Origin of the sequence: Cyanobium sp. ATX 6F1 (assembly GCF_024346315.1) — a bacterium.
Lineage (GTDB): Bacteria > Cyanobacteriota > Cyanobacteriia > PCC-6307 > Cyanobiaceae > ATX-6F1.
This window is the reverse complement of sequence record NZ_JAGQCS010000002.1, coordinates 167,247-193,410: the sequence shown is the minus strand read 5'-3', so window position 1 is coordinate 193,410 and position 26,164 is coordinate 167,247. Positions and strand designations below refer to the sequence as shown.

Below are 26,164 nucleotides of genomic sequence, written 5' to 3'. Positions count from 1 at the left end.
GTGTCACCAACGGCCATGACTCCTTTGACCACCAGAGTGCGTGGCGGCTTCTGGCTGCCGATCCTGGTGCTGGCGGTTCCCTGGGGCCAGGAACTGATTGATCAGCTGGTCTTCGGCGGCCAGTGGAACCTGCCCATGGAGCCCGGCGGCTCGTTCCTCGGTGTGCTCACCGCCCCCTTCAGCCACGCCGGCTTCGCCCACCTGGTCAGTAATTCGCTTTGGTTCCTTCCCCTCTCCTGGCTGGTGCTGCTCCAGGGCCGCCGCGACTACCTGGCGGTCTGGCTGGGGGTCTACCTGATGGCGATTCCCGTCTGGCTGTTCTGGCCCTACGGCAGCCATGGGCTCTCGGGGGTGGTCTATGGGCTGCTGGGCTATCTGCTGCTGGTCGGCTGGCTGGAGAAACGGGTGGGCTCGTTGCTGCTCTCGGTGTTTGCCTTGCTCAGCTATGGGGCCTTGCTTCCCAGCCTGTTGCCCTTCCTCAGCCCACCGGGGGTGAGCTGGATCGGCCACCTTTCGGGCTTCGCCGGAGGCGTGCTGGCGGCCTTCGCCGTGCACAAGGAGTCGACCTAAGTTGGAATCTCTACCCCTCCTTGATGGGCGATGGCGGATTCGGCCCCTGGCTGGCTTGAGCGTGGTTGGCGGGCCCTGGGGCGCACCCCTTCCCTGGTCAGCGCCATGGCGGTGCTGAGCCTGGGGCTGGTGGTGTCCAGTTCGGTGCTGATCAAGGGCTTCCGCCAGGCCAACGACAGCATCACCGTCACCGGCGCCAGCACCGAGCGCATCCGCAGCGACGCGGTGGATTGGACCCTGGAGGTGCGCCAGGGGGGTGCCAGTCAAGGGGACTCCTACAAGGCGCTGCTGCCGGCTGTGGCCAGCACCACCGCCTTCCTGCGCGCCCAGGGGTTGACGGAGGCCGAGGTGCAGCTGGGGGCCGTCAAGTCCGACCGCGACGACGTCCGCGACCCGCGCACCGGTGAGCTGCGCTCCAGCGTCTGGACCAGCCGTCAGCCGATCCAGGTGGCCAGCGCCCGGGTGGAGAAGGTGGCCCAGGTGGCCCGTGCCGCGGCCCAGTTGATCGGCGAGGGGGTGCCGCTGACGATCAACGACCCCGCCTACACCTACGGGCGGCTGGCGGAAAAGCGCGTGGACATGCTCGCCAAGGCCACCCGTGATGCCCGGGCGCGGGCCAAGGCCATCGCCGCGGAAGCCGGCGCCAGGATCGGGGCGATCGTGAACGCCGACACGGGCTCGTTCCAGATCACCGCCCCCAATTCCACCGAAACCGGCGATACGGGCTCCTACGACACCCGCACGATCGACAAGGACATCACCGCCGTGATGGCCGTCACGTTCCGCGTGGAGTGATTTGTTGGCTGCGTCTGGGCGGCGTGATGCAGCCGAGCGCTCAGAACGGATCGCGCTCGATTCCCACACCGCTGGGGGCGAACAGGAAGATCAGATCATCGAGCTGCTCCTGGTGGCCATCGATGGCGAACACGCCCCCGGCGACGAAGTCGGCGGCCCGCTGGGCTTCCGAGGGCTCCATGGCGGAAAGGTTGAGCAGCACCGTCTTGCGCTCGCGCACGGCCATGACCGCTTCGGAGACCTCCTCGAAGCGGCGGGGCTGCATCAGGACCACCTCGTGGCCCCCCTCGGCAAAGCGGGTCATGACCTCAGGCTGGCGCGACCGGCTCCTTCTCGCCACTCGGCCCAGGAGTTCCTTGATGGAGCGCCCCCTGGTCGGCTGCGGCTCCATCCACAGCGATCTGTGGTCGCAGCCCCAGCCGCGCCGCGAAGCCTTCGGCGCTCACATAGAACACCGGAGTGATGTAAAGCGTCACGATCTGGGAGACCACCAGGCCCCCCAGCACCACCAGGCCCAGGGGGCGGCGGGCCTCGGCCCCGGCACCGAGGCCCAGGGCAATCGGCATGACGCCGATCACCGATGACACAGTAGTCATCATAATCGGCCGGAAGCGTGTCAGTGAAGCCTGGTAGATCGCTTCGATGGGCGTCAGCCCCGTGCGCGAGGCCACGACGGCGAAATCGATCATCATGATGCCGTTTTTCTTGACGATGCCGATCAGAAGAATCAGGCCGATGTAGCTGTAGATGTTCAGCTCCGAGCCAAACAGGATCAAGGTGGCCAGGCCCCCCACCGCCGCCGAGGGCAGGCTGGTGAGGATCGTGAGTGGATGGATGAAATCCTCATAGAGGATCCCGAGCACCACGTAGATCACCAGGATCGCCAGAATGGCCAGCCAGCCCAGGTTGGCGAAGGATTCGCCGAACACCTTGGCGTCCCCCTGGAAGCTGGTGCTCACCCCCGCCGGCAAGCTCTCGCGCGCCAGATCGCTGATTGCTGCGGTGGCCCGATCGAGCGACACCCCCGGGCGCACGTTGAACGAAAAGGTGACCGAGGGCAGCTGCGCATTGTGGTTGATCGAGACGATGCCGCTGCCGCGCTCCAGGCTGGCCACCGCACCGAGGGGAACGAGCTTGCCGGCGCTGTTGCGGATCGAGAGCAGATCCAGATCGGCCGGTGAATTCTGATCCACCAACTTGACGCCACTGATCACGGCGTACTGGCCGTCAGATTTGTAGATCGTTGAGATCTGACCTTCGCCGTAGGCGTCCCGCAAGGTGCTCTGAAGGGTGGCCACGTTCAGGCCCAGGGCCGCCGCCCGGTCGCGGTCGATGTTCACCTTGAGCTTGGGGTTGTTCAGCAGCAGGTCACTGTTGACATCAGTGAGGTCGCCCATGGCGCGCAACTGGCGCTCGAAACCGGGCGCCACCTCCAGCAGCTGGGCCAGATCGATCGCCTGGAGCGTGAACTGATAGCGGGCGCGGCTCTGGCCGCCGCCGATGCTGATCGCCGCCGGCTGGCGCACGAAGCCCCGCAGGCCGGGGATGCTGTTGACCGTGCGCCGCAGGCTCCGGCTCAGCTCCGCGGCCCCCAGGGGGCGCACCGAGCGGGGCTTGAGGCGCAGGAACAGGCGGCCACTGTTGGAGGAGGCGTTGGGGCCGCCGGAGCCGATGGTGCTGTTCACCCCGTCGATGTTGGGGTTGGCCAGCAGCTTGCTCGCCAGCTTGTCCTGGAGGGCCGCCATCTCCGGAAACGAGATGCCCTCGGAGGCCTGGGTGTTGACGGTGAGCTGGCCGGTGTCCACATCAGGAATGAACCCTTTCGGCACCATCTGAAAGAACAGCACCGTGAGCACCAGCAGGGCCACGGAAAACAGATGCACGGCCCGGGGCCGGCGCAGGGCGGTGCCCAGGGTGCTGGCGTAAAGGTTGCTGAGGCGATCGAAGGATCGGTTGAACCAGCGCAACAGCTGGTTGTTCTCCAGCAGCCCGCTCGGCCTGGCGCCGGTTTCGGGCAAAAAGCGGGCCGCCATCATCGGCGTGAGTGTCAGGGCGACGACGCTCGAGAACATCACCGCCACGCTCAGGGTCACGGCGAACTCCCGGAACAGGCGTCCGAGCAGGCCCCCCATGAACAGAATCGGGATGAACACCGCCACCAGGGCCACGGTGGTGGAGATCACGGTGGTGGTGATTTCCTCGGAGCCCAGCAGCGCCGCCGTCCAGCGCCGCTCCCCTTGCTCCTGGCGGCGCACGATGTTCTCCACCATCACGATCGCGTCGTCGACCACGAAGCCCACGCTCAAGGTGAGCGCCATCAGCGAGATGTTGTTGAGCGAATACCCCAACAGCCAGATCACCCCGAAGGTGGCCACCAGCGAAATCACGATCGCCAGGGCAGGCAACGTGGTGGTCATCGGCGAGCCGAGGAACAGGTAGACCACCACGATCACCAGGGCGATGGTGAGCAGCAGGGTGTGCTCCACATCGGTGATCGATTCCTTGATCGCCTCGGAGCGATCAAACAGCACATCCAGGTTGATGGCGGCGGGAATCGAGGCCTTCAGCTCCGGGATCAGCGCGCGGATCTTGGCGGTGATCGCCACCGTGTTGCTGCCCGGTTGACGCTGGATCGCCAGCACGATCGACCGGGTGCCGTTGTACTTGCTGGCGAGGCGCTCATTGGCCACCGAATCGAATACCTCGGCCACATCGGAGAGGCGCACGGGTGAACCGTCCCGGTAGGCGACGATCAGCTGGCGGTAACCGGCGGCGTCATCGAGGCGGCCATTGTCTTCGACGGAGTAGGTCTGCTTGGGTCCGTAGAGGTTGCCCGTGGGCAGATTGGAGTTCCCGCCGCGCACGGCATTGAGGGCTTCGTCGATGCCGATTCCCTTGGCGCCAAGGGCCTGGGGGTCGAGGCGCACACGCACGGCATACTTCTGGGCCCCGAACACCTGCACCTGGGAGACCCCGTCGAGCATCGAGAGCCGTTGGGCCAGTTGCACCTCCGCGGCCCGGTTCACCTCCGCCAGCGGCAGCACCTCCGAGCTGAGCACCAGGTAGAACACCGGCTGCTCGGCCGGGTTCACCTTGCGCAGGGAGGGGGGTGAGGGCAGATCGGGGGGCAGCTGCCGGCTGGCCTGGGCGATCGCCGTCTGCACGTCCTGGGCGGCGGCGTCGATGTTGCGCTCGAGGTTGAACTGGAGCGTGATCTGGGTGCTGGACTGGCTGCTGCTGGAGGTGATCGTGCTGATGCCGGCCACGGTGGAGAACTGCTGCTCCAGGGGGGTGGCGACCGCGGTGGCCATGGTCTCCGGACTGGCCCCCGGCAGGGAGGCGCTCACCTGCAGGGTGGGGAAATCGATCGTGGGCAGATCGTTGATCGGCAACTGGCCGTAGCCGATCAGGCCGAAGATCACCAGGGCCACGGCGATCAGCGTGGCGGTGACCGGCCGCCGGATCATCTGGTTCGCGAGGCTCATGGCTTGGTGCCTCCCTCGCGACTCGGTTGGCGCGGCCCCCCCGGGCGGGCCGGACGCTCGGAGAGGCTCGCTCCGGGGCTGAGGGCGAACTGCCCCTTGGTGACCACACGATCACCAAGGCTCAGTCCGCCGAGCACCACCACATCACCATCGGCGGCGGGCCCGGTGCGGATCGGCCTGACCTCGGCCTTGCCGGCCTTGGGCTTGCCGCTGGCCAGGTAGACGTAGCTGCCCTTCTGGCCGATCTGCACCGCCGTCTGCGGCACCAGCAGCACGTTCTCGAGCCGCTCCAGCTGCAGCCGTCCCTTGACGAACTGACCCGGCACCAGCCTCTGGTCGTCATTGGCGAAGCGGCTCTTGATCCGCGTGGTGCCCGTGGTGGCATCGACCGCGTTGTCGATCGAGCTCAGCCGTCCGCGGATCGGTGCCGCGCCGGGGCCGCTGGCCTCCAGCTGCACCGGCAGGCCCGGCCGCAGCTGGCCCAGCAGCCGCTGGGGCACGGCGAAGACCACGTCGATGGGCGAGAAGCTGTTGACCAGCAGCAGCGGTGTGTTGTCCTGTTCGCGCACGTAGTTGCCCACGGTGACGCGCAGTTGGCCGGCGCGGCCGCTGATCGGCGAGCGGATCTGGGTGCGCTGGAGCTGCAACCGCGCCGTGGCCTCGGCGGCCCGGGTCGCCGCCAGATTGGCCAGGGCGCTGCTCACGGCGCTGCGGCTGCTCAAAGCGGTGGCCTCGGCGCTGTCGGCCTCACTCACAAACTGATCCTGCTGGTCGCTGCTCACGGCGCCCTGGCGTCCCAGGTTGCGGTAGCGCTCGGCCCGCACCCGGGCGGTGCGTGCCTGCGTGGCCGTGCGCGTGGCTTCGGCCCTGGCCTGGAGCACCCCCGCCTCGGCCTTCTGGCTGTTGGCACGGGCCTGGTTCAGGGCGGCCTGAAACTCGGCGGGATCAAGGCTGAGCAGCAACTGGCCGGCGCTCACCTGCTGGCCCTCGCGGAAATGCACCTTCTTCAGCATGCCCGACAGCTCGGGGCGAATGGCGGCGGAGGCCACCGCCTTGACCTCGCCGGTGAGCGGGAAGACCACATCGAGCTGGCCGCTGCGCACCTGGGCGGTTTCCACCAGGACAGGGGGGCGTTTGCGTTGCTCGCTCTCCTTCGGCAGCAGCCCTCGAACCAGCACGAGGCCCAGGGCGAGCCCACCGGCGACCAGCAGCCAGCGGGTGGGTCGTGGCATCCGCTGCCAGCGCTCGCGCAGGGGCCGAGTCAAGGGGACTGAATCCGTCACCGGGCCACCGTAGAAGCCGGATATGGGGCTTGCGTGTGCTGGCTACCACCGGAAGCGATCAAGCTGTGACCAGGTCTGTCCTTGGCTCAGGCCTGAGTTCGTCCGTGCAGCTGCCCGGCCGCCGCCCCATCGATCTGGCCGGCGTAGGCGCCGCGCCCCGCGATGCAGGCGGCGCCGCAGCGGGCGCCCAGGGCCAGGGCATCCTCCAGGCTCCAGCCGGCCGCCAACGCCGTGGTCAAGCCACCGGCGAAGGAATCGCCGGCCCCGTAGCTGTCCCCGTCGCCGCCCTCCAGCGCCACGGCGCTTGGCTGCGGCGCCCTGAAGCGTCCCCCGGGCCGGGTGAAACCGCCCCGGGCCCCTTCCGTTCCCACGTAGACCCCTGGCGCAGGCTCCAGGTCGCCGGGGGCATAGGCCTCACCGGGATCGCTGGCGCTGCCCACCAGGGCATCGAGGCAGATGCCGGCGGCACGGATCAGGGGCAGCCCCAGCCGCGGTGTGGCCGCCAGCACCCGCGCCCCACGGGCCCGTCGCAGCGCTTCGACGTCGCCAGCGGTCGCGAACACACCGTCGCAACGCTCGAGCTGCTCCCAGGGCAGATCGTCACTGGCGCAGGGGCTGAGCCGCTCGCCGAAGACGGTGATCGTGCGCTCGCCCCCCGGTTCGATGAAGGTGATCGCCCGGCGGGTGGGGGCGTCCCGCCAGGCGATGTGCAGAGTCAGGCCCAGGGCCTTGAGTTCGGCGGCGCAACGCTCGCCGAGGGGATCGCGGCCGAGGGCGGTGTAGAAGCGGGCGCCGCCCGCCAGACGGGCCATCTGGGCGGCCACCACGGCCCCACCGCCGGCCGCCTGCTCGAACAGATCGCTGGCGTGCTGGATATCACCCGATCGCGGCAGGGCCGGCACCCGCACGAAGCTGACCCACTCCACGTGGCCCAGCACCGCCAGTCGCAACTCCTTAATGAGTGGTTTCAATGGCCCCGGGGGTGAATAGAACGGAGGTAGCTCAACCGGAGGCCGCCGTGGGACACCGCCATCGCTCCCCCCATCGCTCCAGTGACCAGCATCGGGGCCGCTCCGCGCCCACGCCGGAGGCCCAGCGGGCGGTGGAGCGGATCCACGCCAGCACCACCGCCCATTGGCGCAGCTTGATCGACGATCCTGACCACCCCGGCAGGCAGCTGGAGTTGCAGGCCTTCGAGCAGCGTCAGCGGGCCCGCTCCCACCGGCTGGAGCTGGGCCGGGTGCCGGCCGAACCCTGGACTCACGACGCTTCGGGAGCCCGGTAGACGAGCACGGGAAGGGTGCCGTGGGTGAGCACCCGCTGGGTTTCGCTGCCCAGCAGGAAGCCCGCCAACCCCCGCCGCCCATGGGACGCCATGAAGATCAGATCGCAGGAGTGGCGTTTGGCCGTATCAATGATCGCTTCGTAGATCACGCTGCTCACAAGGGTGACCCCTTCACTGCTGACCCCCGCCGCCGTGGCCTGCTCCTGGGCCTGGTGGAGCACGTGCTGGGCGTAGGCCACGTTGGAGCGCGCCATCTCCTCGTTCCAGCCTGGGTTGACCACCAGGGCGTCGCCGAAGAACGCCAGGTTGTCGGGGCCGAACAGTTCAGGTTGCACGTAGAGGAAGGTGAGGCGCGACGAGCCCTCACGGGCAAAATTCACGGCCCGCTCAATGGTCTGTTGCGAGAGGTTGGAGCCGTCGGTGGGCACGAGCAGGTGGCGGAACATGGGCGCTCTCGCTGTGGAGCCCAGGCTAGGTTCAACCCTCCAGCAGGTTCAGGTCCTGAAACCTGGGGACCAGCCAGTTGGGAATGCCGTCCACGTCCCAGTCCCAGAAGTTGCCGCGGCCCAGGTAGAGCGGTTCCCGGGCCAGGTAGGACTGAACCAGGGCGGAGAGCTCAAACTGCTGCAACGCGTCCTCCCGGTTCACCTGCCGCAGCCGGGCGGCGGCGGAGCCCTTGCTGACCGTCTTGGAGAAGCGCCTGATGAACATGACCTGAGTCAAGGTCGGGCTCAGGTTATCCGCATGCCAGATTCAGCGCCCGTGGGCCAGCGGAGCCATGAGCAAGATCCTGTTGATCCTGCTGATCGTGGGGGCTTTCCTGGCCTTGCAGAAGGGCTGGCTCAAGCCTGATTGGTCCGTGATCGTGAGGGATTCGGGCTTGCCCCTGCCGGCCCCGCCAGCCCAGCAGAACCAGAAACCGTGCCCGGCTCGCTAGGGCGAACCCCGCCGACCCGGTGGTTCCTGATCGGCAAGCCAACTTTGCATGGCTCAATCGGGGGGATCGAGCAGGATCAGGTCCTCCTCGGCCTCGTCGAGACCGCAGTCGACGTAGGCCATGACAGTGGGAAAGTTCAGTTCCCTGAGCCATTCAACGAGGAAGCGGCGATCCATCATGGCCACGGAAATTTCCTCGAAATCGGAGAACACCACCGTCTGGTCGTTGATCGTGTGCTGCAGTTCCTCCAGTTCCCGGCAGATGGCCCGGTAGAGGCTGAAGTCGCGCTCAGTGAGCTGGGAGAGCTCTCTTCGTTTTGACGTCGCCATGGGCGGGCAGCATCGGCATGGAGATCATGGACAGGCTGATCAATCGGCAGGCCCCCCACCACGCTCCTGGGTTGCGCCTCATCTGCGCAGGGGGGATTCAGCGCAGGCTGTTTCTGTGGCTGTCGTGGCCCAGGTCGTGGGTTGAGGCGGGGGGCGTGAGCCCAGCGCTCAGCTGGTGCCGACCAGGAGGCCAACGGCGAGACCCTTGACCATGGCCATCGATTAGGGAACGTCTTTCCAAACCTAATCAGCTCCTTCGGGCCTGACGGCATCGCCAGCAAACAGAAGTAAAAGCCTTTCAACTCATCGAGAGATGATCCACCGAGCACGGCTCATCTGCAGCGCCGATGCGGTGATGGTCCCTCAGCGGGGGGTGGTCCAGTCTTCGAACCACTGGCGCCGCCAGAGCCAGTACACCTGGATCAGGGCCACCAGGGCCATCAGAGCCATGGCGTAGGCATAGCCATAGCGCCAGTGCAGTTCGGGCATGTGCTCGAAGTTCATGCCATAGACCCCGCCGATGAAGGTGAGCGGCGCAAAGATGCTGGTGAGGATCGTGAGCGTCTTCATCACCTGGTTCATGCGGTTGCCCACGCTCGCCGCATAGGACTGGGTGATGGCATCGCATTGGTTGCGCAGCAGTTCGCAGTTCTCGAACAGCAGATCCACCAGTTCGCCCATGTCCTGGAAGCCGGCGGTGGCCTCCCGTCCCAGCAGCTCCTGGCGCTGACGCAGCAGCACGCGGATCTGGTGGCGCAGGGGCCAGATCTGGCCGCGGATCGTGAGCAGGTTGGAGCGGTGCTGGAAAGTGCGCTTCAGCAGTTTCGGTCTGGGGTCCCGCAGGGCCGCCTCCTCCAGATCGCAGAGCCGGTTGGCGATCAGCTCCAGCATCGGGAACAGTTCATCGAGGATCTCATCCACCAGGAAGTGGAGGATGTCGTCGAGGTCGCGCAAGTCCGTGGCCCCCACCTGGGACTCCAGCCAGTCGGTGAGCGCCGGGAACGCCTCCCCCACGGGCGCTTCTTCAAAGCTCACCAGCAGTCCCGGCAGCAGCAGGGCCCCCACCTGGGAGCTGAGCAGATGGGCGGGGTCATGGGCAAAGCTGAAGCGGTGCAGCACCACCAGCAGCGCTTCGCCGAGGGAATCCACCCGAGGCCGTTGGGGCACCTCCAGCAGCGGCGGCAGCAACATTGCCGGCACCTCCAGCGCCTGCAGCATGGCCGTGATCGGCCGTGGGTCGCTCAGACCCATCACCCGCAGCCACAGGGGCACTCCTCGAGTCTTCAGGGCTGAGAGCTCTTCGGGGTTCCGCAGGGAGTGGAGCCTGGGGCCTTCGCTCTCGAACACCACAACACTGAAGCGGCTGGGCTGACGACCGCCGTGGACATAGAGCTGGGTGGGGATGGCGGCAGGACGTTCCTCCAGTCGATAGGAGCGGAGGGCGCCGGGGGTGGGTCGCAGCAAGGGGGAGGGAGTTCATCCGGCTGATGGCCATCTCAGGCCAGCGGGGTCACCTTCGCCTGCATCAGGGGCGACATGGGCTCAGGGGAGGGTTCGCCGCAGTTGGGCCTTGGCGACGCTCACGTAGGCCAGGAAGGCGTCGTATTTGTTGTCGAATTCCCCCAGGGACTGGCGGGTGCCATCGATCAGGATGCGGGCGCGAAAGCGGCCGGTGCTGCGATCCTGGGTGACCCCCTTGAAGCCCGTGCTCAGGTCGCTTGGGGTGACTCGGCGGGGGCGCCGCGGTTGGCCCTGGGGGGTGGCCCTCAGGTTGTTGATGCGGTGGTCGTCGCGGTTGCCGTTGATGGGTGTGATCTCCCGCCCGATTGGATCCACCCCGTGGTGCAGGCACCAGATGATGCGTGTCAGGGCGTAGCGCTGACCCTCGATCGACACCTGCCAGCGACCGTCATGGCCCTTGCTGCCGGCCCGCTCGCCCTGGCGGCTCTGTCCGCTGGGGGCCATGCCGCCCTTCCAGCTGCAGTGGCCGGTGCGGGGGTCGTAGTTGAGCTGCTGACGCAGAAATTCCGGCGGCGGCAGCCGTTTGTGATTCGCCATGCCCCAGGGAGCGCCCCCGTGATAGTAGAAGGCGCCGGAGGGGGCCGCCCACCGGCAACAGCACCCTGCGGCCCCGCCGTTCCAGGTCGCGCTGGACGCTCCAGCAGGTGGGGGGAAGCGGGGGTAGACGAGCGGCATGGGCATGGCGAGCTCCAGACCGCTCACAGCTCCTGGGCGTGCGATCGCTGTGGGTTGCGCTGGTTGCACGTCCCTCCGCTTGCGTCAGTGGTGTGGCCCTGGCGGAGAAACGTGTGCTGCCGATCTGCCGCACGTCGGCTCCGGATCACCTCCCTAGCCTTGTGGAACAAAAGATCTTCCATCCCAGGGCCGTTGTGGGGTGGTCAGCTTTTCTGCGGTCGATCGCCGTTGCCTGGTGATCAGCTGTCACCTGGTCGCCCGCGGTTCTGATTCCCCTGCCTGCTGTTGCCATGGCTGGTGGCGGGGCAGGAGCGCGGTGATCGTTCTGTCTTGGAGCCTCAACGATGCGCATCGCCCAGATCTCGCCGCTCGATGAATGTGTGCCGCCCCTGCGCTACGGGGGCACCGAGCGGGTGGTGCACTACCTCACCGAGGAACTGGTGCGCCGCGGCCATGAGGTGGTGCTGTTCGCCAGCGGTGATTCCACCACCAGCGCCGAGCTCTATCCCTGCGTGCCCCGGGCCCTGCGGCAGGCGGGCTACCAGGGTGATCGCAGCGTGCCGGCGTTGATCCAGCTCGATTGCGTGGCCGAGCAGCTGCACCGCTTCGATGTGCTGCATTTCCACACCGGCCACGGCCATTACCCCCTGACGGCGCGCCTGAACGTGCCCCATCTCACCACCATCCACGGCCCGATGTCGGCCGCCTCGATGGCCGAGCTGCACCGCCACTTTGATCAGGTGCCGTTGGTGTCGATTTCCGAGTCCCAGCGCCGGCCGTTGCCCCAGGCCCGCTGGCTCGGCACGATTCACCACGGTCTGCCCGCGGATCTCTACCGCTTCGAGCCCACGCCGTCGCCCTATCTGGCCTTCGTCGGGCGCATCTCGCCGGAGAAGCGGCTTGATCGCGCCATCGAGATCGCGGCGGCGGCGGGGTTGCCGCTCAAGGTGGCGGCCAAGGTCGATGCGGCGGACCGCGACTACTTTCACACCGTGATCGAGCCGTTGCTGGAGCGCCATCCCGCCGTGGAGTTCATCGGTGAAGTCGACGACGCCGGCAAGCAGGAGCTGCTCGGCCATGCCCTGGCGCTGCTGTTCCCGATCGACTGGCAGGAGCCCTTCGGACTGGTGATGATCGAGGCCAACGCCTGTGGTACCCCTGTGATCGCCTGGCGCAACGGCTCCACCCCCGAGGTGATCATCGATGGCCTCAACGGGGTGCTGGTGGAATCGATCGCGGCGGCGGTGGCGGCGGTGGGCCGCATCAAGGAGCTCTCGCGCCCGGCCATCCGCGCCGATTTCGAGCGCCGTTTCAGCGTCGAACGTCAGGCGATCGCCTACGAGCAGCTCTACGGGCGCTTGATGGGGGAGTCGAACGCGCCCCCGGAGCAGGCCAGGTTGGGCGGTGATGGAGCCGACCGCAACCAGGTGTGCCATGCGGCTTGATCAGCTCCCCCCGTTCGTGCTCAAGGATGGCGAGACCTTCGCCATGCTCGATCGCCGGGGCGAGATCAGCCCAGGGGCCCATCCCGACTCCGGGGTGTTTCACCGGGGCATGCGCCATGTGAGCCAGCTGGAACTGCTGCTCTGGGGCTGTCCCCCCTCCGTGCTCTCCTCCACCGAACGGGAGGAAATGGGGCTGCACATCAGCCATCTCAGCAACGACGGCTTCGCGCCCGGCTCGCTGCCAGCGGGCACGGTGCACCTGGAGCGCAGCACCGTGCTCACTCCCACGGGTCTGCTGCAGCAACTGAGCTTCACCAGCTACGCCGCCTCCAGCGTCACGATTCCACTGGTGCTGCTGGTGAATGCCGATTTTCTCGACATCTTCGAGGTGCGCGGCATCCACCGGGACAACCGCGGCACCCGGGTTTACAGCTGCACCGCCGACAGCCTGGAGGTGGTCTACCGGGGCCTCGACGGGACCGACCGAAGCACGGCCCTGCGGCTGGAGGCGGAGGTGCTGGATGTATCCGAAACGGAGCTGCGTTTCGCCTTCGACCTGGAGCCCCGCTGCACCCGCAAGCTGGCCCTGATGCTGGATTTCCATCCGCAAGCGGATTCCGGGTCTTCCCCCCAGGAAGCCTTCGATGCGGCCCTGGAGGCCACGGTGGAGCGGTTTCGGCTCAACCGTCTGCTCAACGCCTCGATCAGCACCGACAACCCCGCTTTCAACGCCTGGATCGACCGCTCCACCTCCGACGTCCATCTGCTTTCCACCCAACTCGACCACGGCCTCTATCCCTATGCCGGTGTGCCCTGGTTCAGTTGTCCCTTCGGACGTGATGGCCTGATCACCGCCCGCCAGATGCTGTTGGTGGAGCCCCGCCTGGCCCGGGGAGTGCTCGGATTCCTGGCCGAACAGCAGGCGCGTCACTGCGACTCCGCCTCCGACGCCGAGCCGGGCAAGATCCTGCATGAGGCGCGCCTGGGGGAAATGGCGGCCCTGGGGGAGGTGCCGTTCGGCCGCTACTACGGCAGCGTCGATGCCACGCCCCTGTTTTTGCTCCTGGCGGGCGACTACCTCCTGCGCAGCGACGACAGGGATTTCATCAACAGCCTGCGCCCGGCCCTCGACAGCGCCATGGCCTGGATCCGCAACGCCGAGGCCCAGAGCCCGGATGGATTCCTGCGTTACCTCTGCGCCGCCCAGGGGGGCTTGCGCAACCAGGGCTGGAAGGACAGCGACGATGCGGTCCACCATGCCGATGGCCGGCTGGCGGAGGGTTCGATCGCCCTCTGTGAGGTGCAGGCCTATGCCTACGGGGCCCGGCGGGCGTTGGCGGCGATTGAGCAGCGCTGCGGCCATCCTGAGGCGGCGGAGAGGTTGCAGGAGGAGGCGCGCGACCTGCGCCGTCGCTTCCACGCGGCCTTCTGGAGCGATGCGATCGGCACCTATGCCCTGGCGATCGACGGGGCGGGGGAGCCCTGTGTGGTGCGGACCTCGAATGCGGGCCACTGCCTCTGGACCGGCATCGCCAGCCGGCCGGCGGCGGCGGCGATCGCCCGGCAGTTGTTGGCGCCCACCAGCTTCAACGGTTGGGGCGTACGCACCCTCGATGAACGGGAGGTCCGGTACAACCCGATGAGCTATCACAACGGTTCCGTCTGGCCCCACGACAACGCCTTGATCGGCCTGGGGCTGGCCCGTTATGGCCACAGCAGTGAAGCGATGCGGATCTTCACCGGCCTGTTCGATACGGCCTGTGCCATGCCCCAGTACCGCCTGCCGGAACTGTTCTGCGGTTTCCCCCGCCAGGAGGGGGAGGAGCCCACCCACTATCCGGTGGCCTGCAGTCCCCAGGCCTGGGCCAGCGGCTCGGTGTTCGGTCTGCTGGAGGCGATCACCGGGATGGGCATCGGCCGCGAGGCGACCACGGGCCGGGTGCAGGTGCTCTTCCGCAACCCCGTGCTGCCCAGGGGCATTGACCGCATGGAGATCTCCGGTCTGCGGCTGGGGGAGGAGGAGATCGATCTGCACCTGCACCGCAGCGAGCACGACACCGGCGTGCTGGTGCGGCGGCGCACTCCAGGGGTGGATGTGATGATCTCGAAGTGAGCTCGGGCCATAAAAAACCCCGGGGAGCGAAGCTCTCCGGGGTTATCTGCCGCAGAACGCGGCGAAGGGACAGGCGCTTGTGTCCCCGGTGAATCAGTAGCGGCCGCCGCCGCCACCGCCGCCGTAACCGCCGCCGCCGCCGCCGCCATAACCGCCGCCACCGCCACGATTACCGCCGCCGCCGCCGCCGCCGGTGCGTGGCTCAGCTTTGTTGACCCGGATGTTGCGACCCATCCATTCAACGTTTTGAAGGTCGTCGATGGCCTTGGCCTCTTCAGCCTCGACAGCCATGTCGACGAAGGCGAAGCCGCGCTTGCGACCGGTTTCCCGATCGAGGGGCAGGCTGCACTGTTTGACTTGACCGTAAGTAGCGAAAAGCTGTTGGAGGTCTTCCACTTCGGCATCGAAGGAAAGGTTGCCCACGTAAATCGTCATGAACTCAGGAACTATGAATCGATTCCTCGACGGCCCTGAAGAGAGGTTGAGCCCACTTCGTAGAGAAATCTTGGAACCATTCACACCCTAGGGCCGCGGGTGGCCCCGAGGGTTCGGTCCTCCGCCGGCGGTGCCGACTTCCTTGCGATCGGCGATAACTCAGCGGCCCCCCAGGCGTTCCGCATCGCCACCGTTCCTCCCGCCGCTGGGGACGAAGTAGACCCTGGGATGCTGCTGGCGTTGCTCCTGAAGCCCGTGGGGCATTGGCTTTGCAGGGCTGCAGCGGCTCTGCTGCGCTGCCCCTGGCGTGACCTGGTGGCCATGGGGCGTGGGGCGGTGAGCCTTTTACCCCTTCGGGCTTGCAAGGGCTGGAGTAACTGGCCGGAGAGAGCGCCCCATGAACAAATGTGAAATCTTGTGCTGCTTGTTTGAAAACCATGGCCCCGGGTGACGGTTGTCAGTGATCCCCCATCGATCGGCCTACGGTCCTGCCTGGCGCCTCCCTTCGCCCCACCCCTCGTCCTTCGCCCCTCCTCCGATGACCCTGATCAGAGCCCCCTATCTGGGTATCGAACGCTTCGCCAACGACCGCAACAAGGAAGGCTGGATCACCGATTCCGACAACGACAAGAGCCTCACGATCCGGGCCGTCTACCAGCAGGTGCTCGGTCAGCAATACGTGATGCAGAACGAGCGGCTCGAAGGAGTCGAATCCCTCTACCGCAACGGCTTTTTCAACGTGCGTGAACTGGTGCGGGCCGTGGCCAGGAGCGGTCTCTACCGCAGCCGCTTCTTTGACAATTGCAATCCCTACCGCTTCATCGAGCTCAACCACAAACACCTGCTGGGCCGCGCTCCCCACAACCGCGACGAGATGCTCCACCACTTCACGATCCTGCAGGAGCAGGGAGTGGATGCCGAGATCGACTCCTACATCGACAGCCCTGAGTACCAGGAGCGTTTCGGCATGGACGTGGTTCCCTACATCCACGGCTGGGACTATTCCGCGGGACTGGAGGGCCGCCAGTTTTCCTGGCTGATGCAGCTCGCCCGCGGTGCCGCCGCCTCGGTCAAGGGGGATGTCGCCGGCACCCGTTTCCGCTTGGGCGGCGCCCTGCACCAGAACCGGGCCGTGCCGGTGGTGAGCCCGAGCGCCAGTGAGGGGCCGTTCCGCTCCGTGGTCAGCACCGGAGCTGCGGCAAGCGACGCCAGCGTCGCCGGTGCCCACACGGCCCGGGGCCCCGGCCAGGCCCACAAGATCCATGGTCTCCAGGGAGCCTCCGGCCGCACCGTGACCCTGCACGTGAGGGGCATCGTCAACCTCGACGCCGAGCGCTGCGCCGATGTGGTCTGGCGGGTGCCGTTCGCGCGCTTCAACGAGGCGATGCAGCGGGCGAACCGGCTCGGCGGCCGCATCACCCAGGTCAGCGTGGGCTGAACCCGGAGCACCAGGGCCTGGGCTTCCGTGGCGCTGGTGCGCCCCTGGAGCCGCAGGCCGGCCAAGGCGGGCCCTTCACTGAGCGGGAGCTGAACCCGCCGAAGCGAAGGGCGTGCGCGACTGAGGCGTTCAACCTGAGCCACCACTAGAGAAAGGTTCCCAGGCGTGCCGCTGCAACGGCCCCGGAATCACCTCAACGTGTGGGAGCCATCACAGGGTTCGGATTCCCGCTGGCACGGCCGCAATCAACCGTTACGGTTGCACTAGTTTCTTCATACATCGATCTGCTCTCCAGGCGCCCCAAGGGGTTTCGTCGTCTGGAGGCTCTCGTGCCGGTTGTCCCCTCGCCTACGTAACCATGACCCTCGAATCAGGTTCTTTCGTTCAGGTCAGCGGCAAGTCCGATGGCACTTATCAGGTGGTCAGCCTCGACGACGCCTCAGAGTCCTGCTGGGTGCGCCGCTGGCCCCTGGCCCGCAATGGTTCGCCTCCTTTTTGCGTTCCCCTGAGCCAGGTGACCCCGGCGAAGCCTGCTGGGGTGAACTCTGAACAATCCGTGGCCTGCTGAGCCTCAGGGTTGGCCGGCGTACCAGGAGCGGTACCACTGCTCCATCTGCCTGATCTCATCGCTCTGCACCTTCACCATCCCCTGCTGGAGCTCTCTGAGCTCCGGGTGCTGGGCATTGATCTGGGCCATCGACGCCATCATCACTCCCATCTGATGGTGGGGAATCATCTGCTCGATGAAGGCCCGATCGAAATCCGTGGCCCTGCGCAGCGCGGCCAGATTCGTCCCCCCGTGGCCCATGCGGCCACCGCCCATCCCCATCCCCATGCCCATGGGGCCCATCCCGCCCTGCCAGCCCCAGAGCGAACCGGGCCCCCAGGAGGGAACGTCCTTTCCGAACCATTGCCTGTACCAGGCGCGCATCTGGGCGTTCTCCCTCGTCTGACTCGCCTGGATGCTCCTCGCGAGGGCCTTGATCTCGGGCCTGCGGGCACGGGTGAGGGCGAGGTCGGCCATGGCGATTGCCCCCTCGTGGTGGGGAATCATCATCACGATGAATGGCCGATCGGAGTAGGCCATCCCCATCGGACCGCCGCCACCCATGGCTCCGCCATCGCCTGTCCTCCCTGAACCACCACTCCAGCCCTGCGACAGCGATGGGAAGCCTGTGACCAGGCCCGCGCTGAACGCCCCTGCGGCGGCCAGGGCCAGGACTGTCGCTCCCCAGGCTTTGGGGTGCTTGTGATTGCTGGCCATCTGAGCCTCTCGTTTCCTTTGAGTTTCTGCTTCCAGGCTGGTCACGCTTGGAGAATGTGAAGCGCGCCGTTCAGCCTGGGCGGCTGTGACAACGCGCAGGTTGGTCACACCTGAAGGTTGGGGCAGATCACCGCGTCATCCTGAAGCGGATCGCTCTGCCAGTTCCCGAGCAGCGTTTGCAGCTCCACCCGCAGCAGGCCCAGCTCCTTGATGCGTTCGTCGATGCGCCCGATCTGGCGGCTGAGTTGCTGCTGGATGTCGTGGCAAGGCAGTAGCCCGGCGTCGTGGGGTGCGAGGCACTCCTGAATCTCCTCCAGGCTCAGACCCAGGGCCTTGAGGCGGCGGATGAAGGCCAGGCGCCTCAGGCTTTCCTCACTGAAGAGCCGGTAACCACCGGGGCTTCGGCCCACGGCAGGCAGCAGGCCGAGCTCTTCGTAGTAGCGAAGCGTCTTGACGGGCAGGCCACTGCGGGCCGCCAGCACACCGATCTTGAGGCCCTGAGGCGGGGACGCGATGATCACGGGGGTTGACTCTCCACCTGAGAGGAGAATCTAAGGTGGTCGGATTCGCTGATGCATGCGTCCCTTGCTGCCCCCAAAGCTGCCTCGTTTCTGGAACCTGTCGGTGGCGGCTCTGGTGCTGCTCGGTGCCAACGGCGCTCAGGCCCAGGCCAATGACATGTTCCCCACCAGGTCCACTGCTGAGACGCACGCCAGGGAGCTCAGGTGCAGCGGCAGCTTCGCCATGGGCCGTGAGTGGATGCCCTGCGCCAGCTTCGAGGCCTACCAGAAGGCCGTGTCGAAGGAAAAGTGAGCCGTTGGCTCCCCCCATGAAAACCCTTCCTTTGAGCCCCCACCGTGGTGGTCATGCTGCCCTGATCCTGGTGCTGGCTGGCGTCCTGGCGGTCTTGATGCCGCCAGGCGCAGGGGCCCACATGCAGGGCATGTTCAAGACCAAAGCCGAGGCCGAGAAGCGGGCCGCTGAGCTCAAATGCAAGGGCGTGTTCGCCATGGGTTCGCTCTGGATGCCCTGCGCCAACGAACGGGCTCTCCATGAGACCCTGCAGAAGAACTGATGACCGGCCCAAGCAGCACCTTGCGCCAGCGACACCTACGGCGACACGTTCGGCGGCGCCTTCATCGCGCCCTGGTGCCGATCGCCGCGCTGCCGCTGATCATCACTGCCCTTTCAGGCTCGATCTACGGCCTGCTGCTGGCCCACAACATCGAGGCCTTCTGGCTCATGAAAATCCATACCGGCAACTTCGGGATCATCAATCTGCAGCCCTATTACTCCGCCATCATGGGGATTCTGACGTTGATCGTTGCCATCACCGGTGTCGGCCTGTGGCTCAGCGGCCGCCGCAGGACAACCCCAGCCGCGAGCTAACGCCAGCAGCCCTCGAATGCCGCTGCGAGCCCCATAGGTTGAAGTCATGCCTTCGGGTGATGGTCCGGCCCCTGATGTCTGCCCCCCCATGAGCGCCCCAGTCCCAGCCCCGTCCTGCTGCCATGGCGACAGCAGCGGCACCTCGACCCCGGACCTGGAGCGGGAGCTGGCCCACGAACTCACGCTCCTGCGCCGCAAGCTCTCCGTGGCGGCTGTGCTGACCGGCCTGGTGGTGCTCTCCAGCCTGCCCCACATGCTCGGCGGGATGCATCTCCCCTTTCTGCCGGACTGGTTCACCAGCCCCTGGGCCCAACTGCTGCTCTCCACACCGGTGCTGTTCTGGTGCGGGCGGGAGTTCTTCAGCGGCGCCTTCTCGGCTTTTCGGCAGCACAGCGCCGACATGAACACCCTGGTGGCCGCCGGCACCGGCATTGCCTGGCTTGCGTCGCTGGTGGCCACCGTCGCTCCGCAGCTGCTCACGGCGGAGGGGTTGCCAGCGGACGTCTATTACGAAACGGCCGCGGTGATCATCAGCCTGATTTTGCTGGGCCGCCTGCTGGAGGCCCGGGCCCGGGGCCAGACATCAGAGGCGATCCGGCGGCTGCTGAAGCTGCAGCCCCCCACGGCCCGTGTGCTGCGCGACGGTGTGGCCCAGGAGATCCCGGTGGCGCAGGTGGTGGTGGGCGATCGGGTGCAGGTGCGCCCCGGCGAGAAGCTGCCTGTGGATGGGGTGGTGGTGGAGGGCCGCTCCTGGGTGGAGGAATCGATGCTCACCGGTGAACCCACCGCGGTTGAAAAGGGGCCCGGCGACACGGTGATCGGCGCCTCGATGAACCGCAGTGGCAGCTTCAGCTTCCGCGTCAGCCGCGTGGGAGCCGACACGGTGCTCGCCCAGATCGTGGAGCTGGTGCGTCAGGCCCAGAGCTCCCGCACCCGGGTGCAGAAGCTGGCGGATCAGGTGGTGGGCTGGTTCGTGCCGGTGGTGATCGCCATCGCCATTGCCGCCTTCGTGGGCTGGTTCCTGGTCAGCGGCAACCCGGTGCTGGCGATGCTGTTCCTGGTAAGTGTGCTGGTGATCGCCTGCCCCTGTGCCCTGGGCCTGGCCACGCCGACGTCGATCATGGTGGCCTCCGGCAAAGGGGCCGAGAGCGGGCTGATCTTTCGCAGTGCCGAAGCGCTGGAAACAGCCGGCGGTCTGCGCACGATCGTGCTCGACAAGACCGGCACCCTCACCCTCGGCCAGCCGCAGGTGACCGATTTCGAACGGCTGAGCGACGGTGTGCTGCCCGCCGGCAGCGTGCTGGCGCTGACGGCGGCCTTGGAAAGCCGCTCGGAACACCCCCTGGCCGAGGCGATCGTGACCTATGCCCGTTCCAAGATCCAGGATCCGGACCTCCCCGGCGTGGAGGGCTTCGAGGCCATCGCCGGACGGGGTGTGCGGGGCGCTGTGGCCGGTCAGCAGGTGCTGGTGGGGACCCCCCGCTGGCTCACCGAGCTGGGCCTCGACACCGCCACACTTCTGCCGCTGGTCCAACGGCTCGAGGCCGCCGCCTGCAGCGTGGCGGCCGTGGTGGTGGACAACCGGATCGAGGCTTGCTTCGGCGTCGCCGACCCCCCCAAGGTCGATGCCCCCGCTGCCGTGGCCGCCCTCAGGCGCCTGGGGCTGTCGGTGGTGATGCTCAGCGGTGATGCCCGCGTCACCGCCGAAGTGGTGGCCGCCCAGGTGGGGATCGAGCGGGTGATCGCCGAGGTGCGTCCCGCCGATAAGGCTGCGGTGATCCGCCGGTTGCAGGAGCAGGGGGAGGGCCCGGTGGCGATGGTGGGCGATGGCATCAACGACGCCCCCGCCCTGGCCCAGGCCGACGTGGGCCTCGCCATGGGCACCGGCACCGATGTGGCGATCGCCGCCAGCGACATCACCCTGATCTCCGGCCACCTGGCCGGGGTGCCGGCGGCGATCGAGCTCAGCCGCCACACGATGGCCAACATCCGCCAGAACCTGGTCTTCGCCTTCGCCTACAACGTGGCCGGCATCCCGATCGCCGCAGGGCTGCTGTTTCCGTTCACCGGCTGGCTGCTGAGCCCGATGATCGCCGGCGGCGCCATGGCGTTCAGCTCTGTGTCGGTGGTGAGCAATGCCCTGCGCTTGCGCCGTTTCAGGCCCACTCCCCTCCCCGTGGCGGCGTCGTGATGGTGCTTGCTGCCCTGATGGCGGGGGGTGCCGCCACCCATGGCGGGGCCCATGGTGCCGCCCGCGCTGCGGCCGAACCCCTCTGGCGCACGGTCGAGCAGCCCCTGGGCCTCAAGCTGCTGGTGGTCGTGGTCGGCCTGGCTTTGATCGTCTGGGAGCTCTGGTGGTTTCTGGGGCGCCATGGAGCCGGCGTGGCGGCTCGGGTGGGGGAGCAGGGCCTCCAGGAGATCACGATCACGGTGGATGGCGGCTATGCCCCCGCCCGGATCAAGGCGATGGCCGGCCGCCCGCTCAGGCTCTCTTTTCACCGCCTCGATCCCAGCGGCTGTGTGGCCCAGGTGATCTTCCCCGACTTCCACAAAACCCTCGATCTGCCCCTTGATGCCACCACCATCCTGGAGCTGCCGGCTTCCCCGCCGGGGATCTATCCCTTTCATTGCGGCATGAACATGGTGCGCGGTGTGCTCGAGCTGGAGTGACGTTCTGAGCGCGTCAGAGCGCAAACAGAGCGTCGTACTTGTGGTACTCCGGTTTGCGTAATCCCTCCACCGCCAACATCCGGCGCAGCTCCATGATCTCCGCCCGCTGGGCCACGATCACACCGCGCGCAAAACGACGGATCGTTGGATGGGTGCTTTTGGCCAAGGCGTCGTGGGCCATGATCAGCGCCCCGCCGTGGTGATCGAGCATCCCCTCGAGGAACCACACCACCCGGTTCTCTTTGGTGGGAAGCTCACCCATCATTCGCATGCCGTCGATCTGGGCCTGGCCCATGCGGGTGAGCCCCGAGAGGCTGTTGGGATCGCCGCCGCTGGCCAGGGCCACCGGATAGACCGGCGCCTGGGGGTACCAGGCCTTGCGCCATAGGCCCATGGCGCGGATCTCGCCCGCCTGATCCCGCCAGATCGTCTTGCCCAGGGCCCCGACACCGGGCGCTCCGATGTCGAAGACGAATTCGCTCATGCGCAGCGCCCCGGTGTGGTGCTGCACCATGCCGTCGATGAAGCGCAGGTCGTAGGTGGAGCCCGCTGGGCCCACGTCATGGGCGTGGCCGGCATGGGCAGGATCCGCACCGGTCGGTGCAGCCATGCCGGGCATGACCTCCATGCCGCGATGGCCCGCGTGGGGATCCATCTGGGCCAGGGCCGGGGAGGAGAGCAGCGCCGCAAGGGTGAGTGCGGAGACCCCGAATCGGAACACTGGTCCAGCCATGGGTAAAGGGAGTGAACAGGTGGAGATGTCCACCGTATGGTCTCCTGTCAGGTGGAGAGTCAAGGGGGGACGCGAACGTCGCCCCTGCGCAGGGGCCATGGATTCAGAGACCCCTCGGGCGTCCGATTCCAGGGCTTCGTTGTCGACGTGCCCCTGGGCGTGCATGAGGGGCCGATGCGCCTTCCTGCAGGAGGATCAGGCCCTTCCCGCCTCCAGGAGCCGCTCGATCTGATCGAGGGCCTCGTCGAGTGGATCGATCGCCGCAGTCAGGGCCGCGCCGCTCGCTTCCTCGGAGTTCCACTCGCGATCGATCTGGCGCTGAAGCTGTTGCAGCCCCCCGTCGATCGCCTCCAGGCGGGTGGCAAGGGCCAGCAGCCGGGCCTCGCGCTCGTCCATCCCCTGGTGGGCGGCGCTGAGGTTGCGGCTGAGTTGATCCACGAGGCGCCGGCGTTCCTGGCGCAGGGGCCCGTCGGCGTCACGCGTCAAGGCCTGTTGCTCGCTGCGCAGGCGCAGGGAGAGATCATCTGTGGAGAGCAGCACGCCGCCACCGGACTGGAGCAGCGGGCGGCGGCTCTCCAACCTCTGGGGCAGGGCCGCGAGGCGCTCGCAGCAGAGTTGCACGCGGCCCAGTCCCTCGAGTTGAACCGTCGCGGTGAAGCGCTCGATCGCCTGCAGCCTGAGGGTCTCTGCCTGGGCCGCCAGCTCGCTGGCCCGCAGCAGGGCCGCATCGATGCCGGCCTCCACCCGACGATCGTGCAGCCGCTGGCCCTGGCTGGGGCGCCGCCGCAGGGATCGGCCCAGGGCCGCCAGCAGCAGGGCGGCCCCCAGGCCCAGCAGCAACCCCGGCCCCAGGGCCAGCCAGCCGAGCCTCACCACGGCCACCAGCAGCAGGCCAGCGGCGGCGACCGCCAGGGGTTCATCGAGGGGATCGATCCAGGCCGGCAGGCGTGCCATCAGAAGGCCAACTGCAGGTCTTCCATCCGTTTGCGGATGCTTTCGGGCGTGCCGGTGGCAAATTCACCGCCGTTGCCCAGGGCGATGCGCTTGAGCACGTCGCCATCGAAATCACCTGTGTTGCCGTAGCCGATCGTGAACACGGCGATGCGTTCATCGGCGCCGAAGCCACTTTGTTTGAGCGCGCTGATCAGGTTCTCCAGGGGCAGAGTTGAGCCGTTGTCCTGGCCATCGGTGAGCACCACCACCGCCAGGATTTCACCGGGCTTACGGCTACTCAGCAGCCAGTCGCGTCCCTGATTCACGGCGTCGTAGAGGCGGGTGCCACCTTCGGCCTGCAGAGAGCTCACGAACTGGCTGCCCTGTGACCCACTGCCTGCAGTAACGCTGCCCGCAGCACCGCTGCCGGAGGCGGCTGCGCCCCCGCGCACCACTACTGGAGGGCGCAGGCTGGCATCGAAATCAAACAGTCCAACCGTGTCCCGGGGGCCGATCTGGGCCAGGTAGGCCTGCAGGCTGCGCTGGGCGGCCGCCAGTTTTTCCCCCTTCATCGAGCCGGAGCTGTCCACCACCAGGGCCACCCGCGACGGCTTCTTGGCCAGATCCCGCCACACCTGGATGATCGCCTCGACCACCTCTGGTTTCGGTGCCCGCAGGGAGTCGTAGACGGCGCCCGGATCGGCGCCCAGGGCGGGGGTGACGCGGCTGGCGGGCACGGCGGGATTGGCGGGCCTGAGGCCCTCGGCGGCCGCCAACTGCTGGATCGCCGGTTGTTGGAGCCGTTCGATCAGCAACAGGGCCGCCTGTTTTTCCTTCGCCGACACCCAAGGGGCATTGGGCAGGATCACCCGCATCGTGCTGGCATAGATGGCACGCGGGTAGACGGCCTTCATCGCCTCCTGGTCGGGGCCGCGGCGGCTGTTCACCCCCACCACCGAGGATTCGTACACCGCCCCCACCGAGGCCCAGAACACCCCGTTGCGCTGCATCGCCCGGGCGAGTTCATCGGTGGAGCTGCCGTAACGGGTGACATGGCGCTCGATCGCCGCCAACTGATCGGCGTGGGCACGCACATCGGCAACCGTGAGCTGTTCAGGCCGCTTGCCGGACGCCTCGGCCACCATCGCCACCACCGTCTGCAGGCCGGAGTTGGAGCGGGTCGGGGCGGTGTGCACAAAGCGGATCGGCTGGAAGGGGCCGCTGGGGTCGAGCTGGTGGTGGTCGCTGCTGCGGGCCAGGGCGGTGAAGGGGTCAGGGCGGTTCAGACCCTTCGCCAGCTCAGGCGTGGTCATCAACACCATCGGGCTCGACGCCAAAGCGGGGGCGTCGGCGGGCAAGGGGATCAGCTCCCGGGTCGGGGCCAGCCGCTGCAGCCGGTGACGCAGCAGCTCCAGGTAGATCTCCCCGTCCACCGAGAGCAGGGTGGGAATACGCGGATCATCCGCCGCGCCGCCGCCCTGGAGCACGCCCCGGGCCTGGTCTTCGATCTGCTGCACCACATCGCCACTGCCGGCGGAACGGCAGCGCAGCAGCACGGGGGTGCGGTCGGGGAGCTGGGGTGGGTCCTTGGCGATCGCCGCCGCTGCGCTCTGGCAGAAGCCCTTGAGGGCGCTGCCCACCAGCATCTCCAACTCCAGGGGGGGAGGAGACCAGAAGGAGCAACCCGCCAGGCTCAGCAGCAGGGAGGCGCAGAGGGCCTGCGGCAGGGGCCGGGCCATGGAGGTTGCCCATCGACAGACCCATTGTGGGGCGATTCGCGCTCCAGCGGTCAGACTGGTTCGACCTTGTGACCGTGGCTGTGCAGGCGACCCTCCGGCGCAGGCGCATGATCTCGCTGTCGTTCGCCGCCGTGGCCGTGGTGCTGGCGGCCGCACCCCTGCCGGGGCTCAGGCGCCCCCTGCTGGTGGCGATCGGCTCCGAACTGGCGCCGGCCATGGAGGCGCTGGAGCCCGCCTTCGAGCGCCAACACAGCGACATCGACCTGGAATGGCAGGTGCAGGGGTCCCAGGAGATGGTGAACCGCTGGCTCGATGGCGGGCCGGAGCGGGCCCGGGTGCTGATCCCCGCCAGCCGCGACCACCTGACGGCGTTGGCCGAGGCGGCGCAGGCTCGCGGGGAAGCCAGCCCGTTTGCAGAGGTTCCTCGAACCGTGGCCCGCACCCTGCTGGTGGCCGTGGTCTGGCCCCAGCGGGCCCAGCGGCTGTTCCCCGCTGGCCGCTTCAGCTGGAGCCGCCTGCGCCAGGCCGTCGCCGCCGGCCAGTGGAAGGCCCTCGGGGCTCCGCCAGCCTGGGGCAGTTTCGACCTGCGCGCCACCGATCCGCTGCGCTCCAATTCCGGCCAGCTGACTTTGGCGCTCTGGTGCGAGGGCGAGGCGAGGCCCGGCTGCGTCGAAAGCCTGCGGAGGGCCCTGTACCGGCCGGCCCGCTCCACCGACATCCTGCTCAAGGAGTTCATCAGCGGCGGACCCAACGAGGGGGATCTGGCGATGGTCTACGAGGCCTCGGCCCTGGCCCGGCAGCCGGAGGCCGCCCGAGTGCGCCCCGGTGGCTACCAGGTGCTGGTGCCCGATCCCACGATCGAGACGGTGCTGGCGGCGGCGGTGCTGCGCGGTGCGGGCCAGGGGCGCCAGGCCGATGGGGCACGCTTTGTGGCCTACCTGGGCGGCGCGGAAGGCCAGGATCTGCTGGCTTCCCGCGGCTTTCGCCGGGCGAACGGCCGGGGAGGCAGCGCCCTGGGCGAACGGGCGAAGCGCCTGCCGCCACCGACGCCGGCCCAACGCGATGAGCTGCTGCGGCTCTGGCAGCAGGCGGGCTGAGGCAATCAGTCGGCGGCGGCCAGGGGGC

Annotated in this window: 29 protein-coding genes; 14 read left to right on the top strand and 15 right to left on the bottom strand. The window is 67.7% G+C overall.

Features of this window, described 5'->3' with window-relative positions:
• Positions 1–15: 15 nt before the first annotated feature.
• A complete protein-coding gene (locus KBZ13_RS03765) occupies positions 16–570 on the top strand; it encodes a rhomboid family intramembrane serine protease (protein ID WP_255006449.1) in 555 nt (184 codons plus the stop codon).
• A gap of 30 nt (positions 571–600) precedes the next feature.
• Positions 601–1,365 (top strand): SIMPL domain-containing protein, encoded by a 765-nt coding sequence (locus KBZ13_RS03760; protein WP_255006447.1) that lies wholly within the window; start codon positions 601–603, stop codon positions 1,363–1,365.
• 40 nt (positions 1,366–1,405) lie between these two features.
• Here KBZ13_RS03760 and KBZ13_RS03755 read toward each other — a convergent pair whose 3' ends face one another.
• The 4 genes from KBZ13_RS03755 to KBZ13_RS03740 all read right to left on the bottom strand — a co-directional run bounded on the left by KBZ13_RS03755 (position 1,406) and on the right by KBZ13_RS03740 (position 7,104).
• On the bottom strand, positions 1,406–1,669 hold the full coding sequence (locus KBZ13_RS03755; RefSeq protein ID WP_409995603.1) for a cell division protein SepF: 264 nt from the start codon (positions 1,667–1,669) through the stop codon (positions 1,406–1,408).
• A 4-nt stretch (positions 1,670–1,673) separates the two neighbouring features.
• Positions 1,674–4,850 (bottom strand): efflux RND transporter permease subunit, encoded by a 3,177-nt coding sequence (locus tag KBZ13_RS03750; protein WP_255006445.1) that lies wholly within the window; start codon positions 4,848–4,850, stop codon positions 1,674–1,676.
• Complete coding sequence (locus KBZ13_RS03745; protein WP_255006436.1) at positions 4,847–6,133, bottom strand: efflux RND transporter periplasmic adaptor subunit; 1,287 nt, start codon at positions 6,131–6,133, stop codon at positions 4,847–4,849. The genes KBZ13_RS03750 and KBZ13_RS03745 overlap by 4 nt, the downstream gene beginning before the upstream one ends.
• Positions 6,134–6,219: 86 nt before the next feature.
• Positions 6,220–7,104, bottom strand: a complete 885-nt coding sequence (locus KBZ13_RS03740) for a PfkB family carbohydrate kinase (RefSeq protein ID WP_255006435.1) — start codon at positions 7,102–7,104, stop codon at positions 6,220–6,222.
• 47 nt (positions 7,105–7,151) lie between these two features.
• Between KBZ13_RS03740 and KBZ13_RS03735 the strand changes: the two genes are divergently transcribed.
• Positions 7,152–7,418, top strand: coding sequence for a hypothetical protein (locus KBZ13_RS03735; RefSeq protein WP_255006433.1), 267 nt, complete (start codon positions 7,152–7,154; stop codon positions 7,416–7,418).
• On the opposite strand, the gene KBZ13_RS03730 is transcribed toward KBZ13_RS03735, so the two are convergent.
• Positions 7,394–7,864, bottom strand: coding sequence for a universal stress protein (locus KBZ13_RS03730; protein WP_255006431.1), 471 nt, complete (start codon positions 7,862–7,864; stop codon positions 7,394–7,396). The two genes, KBZ13_RS03735 and KBZ13_RS03730, sit on opposite strands and share 25 nt — an antisense overlap.
• Positions 7,865–7,895: 31 nt before the next feature.
• Positions 7,896–8,129 (bottom strand): hypothetical protein, encoded by a 234-nt coding sequence (locus tag KBZ13_RS03725; protein ID WP_255006430.1) that lies wholly within the window; start codon positions 8,127–8,129, stop codon positions 7,896–7,898.
• A 67-nt stretch (positions 8,130–8,196) separates the two neighbouring features.
• Here KBZ13_RS03725 and KBZ13_RS03720 point away from each other — a divergent pair, with 67 nt between their 5' ends.
• Entirely contained in the window at positions 8,197–8,355 is a 159-nt protein-coding gene (locus KBZ13_RS03720) for a hypothetical protein (RefSeq protein WP_255006421.1), read from the top strand.
• A gap of 53 nt (positions 8,356–8,408) precedes the next feature.
• Here the strand turns inward: KBZ13_RS03720 and KBZ13_RS03715 are convergent, their stop codons facing one another.
• The 3 genes from KBZ13_RS03715 to KBZ13_RS03705 all read right to left on the bottom strand — a co-directional run bounded on the left by KBZ13_RS03715 (position 8,409) and on the right by KBZ13_RS03705 (position 10,742).
• Positions 8,409–8,684: a hypothetical protein gene (locus tag KBZ13_RS03715; protein WP_255006419.1), complete on the bottom strand. Its 276-nt coding sequence runs from the start codon at positions 8,682–8,684 to the stop codon at positions 8,409–8,411.
• Positions 8,685–9,047: 363 nt separating this feature from the next.
• A complete protein-coding gene (locus KBZ13_RS03710; RefSeq protein WP_255006417.1) occupies positions 9,048–10,148 on the bottom strand; it encodes a magnesium and cobalt transport protein CorA in 1,101 nt (366 codons plus the stop codon).
• Between the two features lie 78 nt (positions 10,149–10,226).
• Positions 10,227–10,742 carry an HNH endonuclease gene (locus KBZ13_RS03705; RefSeq protein WP_255006415.1) on the bottom strand — a complete coding sequence of 172 codons (516 nt, stop codon included), beginning with the start codon at positions 10,740–10,742 and terminating at the stop codon, positions 10,227–10,229.
• A 482-nt stretch (positions 10,743–11,224) separates the two neighbouring features.
• On the opposite strand from KBZ13_RS03705, the gene KBZ13_RS03700 reads away from it, so the two are divergent.
• Both KBZ13_RS03700 and KBZ13_RS03695 read left to right on the top strand, forming a co-directional pair.
• On the top strand, positions 11,225–12,325 hold the full coding sequence (locus KBZ13_RS03700) for a glycosyltransferase family 4 protein (protein ID WP_255006405.1): 1,101 nt from the start codon (positions 11,225–11,227) through the stop codon (positions 12,323–12,325).
• Positions 12,315–14,438 (top strand): glycogen debranching N-terminal domain-containing protein, encoded by a 2,124-nt coding sequence (locus KBZ13_RS03695; protein ID WP_255006403.1) that lies wholly within the window; start codon positions 12,315–12,317, stop codon positions 14,436–14,438. Before KBZ13_RS03700 ends, KBZ13_RS03695 begins: the two co-directional genes overlap by 11 nt.
• 93 nt (positions 14,439–14,531) lie before the next feature.
• On the opposite strand, the gene KBZ13_RS03690 is transcribed toward KBZ13_RS03695, so the two are convergent.
• Positions 14,532–14,873, bottom strand: coding sequence for an RNA recognition motif domain-containing protein (locus KBZ13_RS03690; RefSeq protein ID WP_255006402.1), 342 nt, complete (start codon positions 14,871–14,873; stop codon positions 14,532–14,534).
• A gap of 538 nt (positions 14,874–15,411) precedes the next feature.
• Between KBZ13_RS03690 and KBZ13_RS03685 the strand changes: the two genes are divergently transcribed.
• Both KBZ13_RS03685 and KBZ13_RS03680 read left to right on the top strand, forming a co-directional pair.
• Complete coding sequence (locus tag KBZ13_RS03685; protein ID WP_255006400.1) at positions 15,412–16,311, top strand: phycobilisome rod-core linker polypeptide; 900 nt, start codon at positions 15,412–15,414, stop codon at positions 16,309–16,311.
• 358 nt (positions 16,312–16,669) lie between these two features.
• Positions 16,670–16,879: a hypothetical protein gene (locus tag KBZ13_RS03680; protein WP_255006397.1), complete on the top strand. Its 210-nt coding sequence runs from the start codon at positions 16,670–16,672 to the stop codon at positions 16,877–16,879.
• Between the two features lie 3 nt (positions 16,880–16,882).
• Here the strand turns inward: KBZ13_RS03680 and KBZ13_RS03675 are convergent, their stop codons facing one another.
• A complete protein-coding gene (locus KBZ13_RS03675; RefSeq protein ID WP_255006395.1) occupies positions 16,883–17,575 on the bottom strand; it encodes a DUF305 domain-containing protein in 693 nt (230 codons plus the stop codon).
• A gap of 104 nt (positions 17,576–17,679) precedes the next feature.
• On the bottom strand, positions 17,680–18,096 hold the full coding sequence (locus KBZ13_RS03670; protein WP_255006393.1) for a heavy metal-responsive transcriptional regulator: 417 nt from the start codon (positions 18,094–18,096) through the stop codon (positions 17,680–17,682).
• 55 nt (positions 18,097–18,151) lie between these two features.
• Here KBZ13_RS03670 and KBZ13_RS03665 point away from each other — a divergent pair, with 55 nt between their 5' ends.
• From KBZ13_RS03665 to KBZ13_RS03645, 5 genes are all read left to right on the top strand, one after another.
• A complete protein-coding gene (locus KBZ13_RS03665; protein ID WP_255006392.1) occupies positions 18,152–18,388 on the top strand; it encodes a DUF3721 domain-containing protein in 237 nt (78 codons plus the stop codon).
• Between the two features lie 16 nt (positions 18,389–18,404).
• Positions 18,405–18,650, top strand: coding sequence for a DUF3721 domain-containing protein (locus tag KBZ13_RS03660; RefSeq protein WP_255006390.1), 246 nt, complete (start codon positions 18,405–18,407; stop codon positions 18,648–18,650).
• Positions 18,650–18,964 carry a hypothetical protein gene (locus tag KBZ13_RS03655; RefSeq protein WP_255006388.1) on the top strand — a complete coding sequence of 105 codons (315 nt, stop codon included), beginning with the start codon at positions 18,650–18,652 and terminating at the stop codon, positions 18,962–18,964. Before KBZ13_RS03660 ends, KBZ13_RS03655 begins: the two co-directional genes overlap by 1 nt.
• Positions 18,965–19,052: 88 nt before the next feature.
• On the top strand, positions 19,053–21,155 hold the full coding sequence (locus tag KBZ13_RS03650) for a copper-translocating P-type ATPase (RefSeq protein WP_255006386.1): 2,103 nt from the start codon (positions 19,053–19,055) through the stop codon (positions 21,153–21,155).
• Positions 21,155–21,634 carry a cupredoxin domain-containing protein gene (locus KBZ13_RS03645; RefSeq protein WP_255006384.1) on the top strand — a complete coding sequence of 160 codons (480 nt, stop codon included), beginning with the start codon at positions 21,155–21,157 and terminating at the stop codon, positions 21,632–21,634. The genes KBZ13_RS03650 and KBZ13_RS03645 overlap by 1 nt, the downstream gene beginning before the upstream one ends.
• Positions 21,635–21,647: 13 nt before the next feature.
• Here KBZ13_RS03645 and KBZ13_RS03640 read toward each other — a convergent pair whose 3' ends face one another.
• The 3 genes from KBZ13_RS03640 to KBZ13_RS03630 all read right to left on the bottom strand — a co-directional run bounded on the left by KBZ13_RS03640 (position 21,648) and on the right by KBZ13_RS03630 (position 25,039).
• Positions 21,648–22,367, bottom strand: coding sequence for a DUF305 domain-containing protein (locus KBZ13_RS03640; RefSeq protein WP_255006382.1), 720 nt, complete (start codon positions 22,365–22,367; stop codon positions 21,648–21,650).
• A gap of 195 nt (positions 22,368–22,562) precedes the next feature.
• Positions 22,563–23,321, bottom strand: a complete 759-nt coding sequence (locus tag KBZ13_RS03635; RefSeq protein ID WP_255006380.1) for a hypothetical protein — start codon at positions 23,319–23,321, stop codon at positions 22,563–22,565.
• Positions 23,321–25,039: a VWA domain-containing protein gene (locus tag KBZ13_RS03630; protein ID WP_255006378.1), complete on the bottom strand. Its 1,719-nt coding sequence runs from the start codon at positions 25,037–25,039 to the stop codon at positions 23,321–23,323. The genes KBZ13_RS03635 and KBZ13_RS03630 overlap by 1 nt, the downstream gene beginning before the upstream one ends.
• A 107-nt stretch (positions 25,040–25,146) precedes the next feature.
• On the opposite strand from KBZ13_RS03630, the gene KBZ13_RS03625 reads away from it, so the two are divergent.
• Positions 25,147–26,136 (top strand): substrate-binding domain-containing protein, encoded by a 990-nt coding sequence (locus KBZ13_RS03625; RefSeq protein ID WP_255006376.1) that lies wholly within the window; start codon positions 25,147–25,149, stop codon positions 26,134–26,136.
• Positions 26,137–26,164 lie beyond the last annotated feature (28 nt).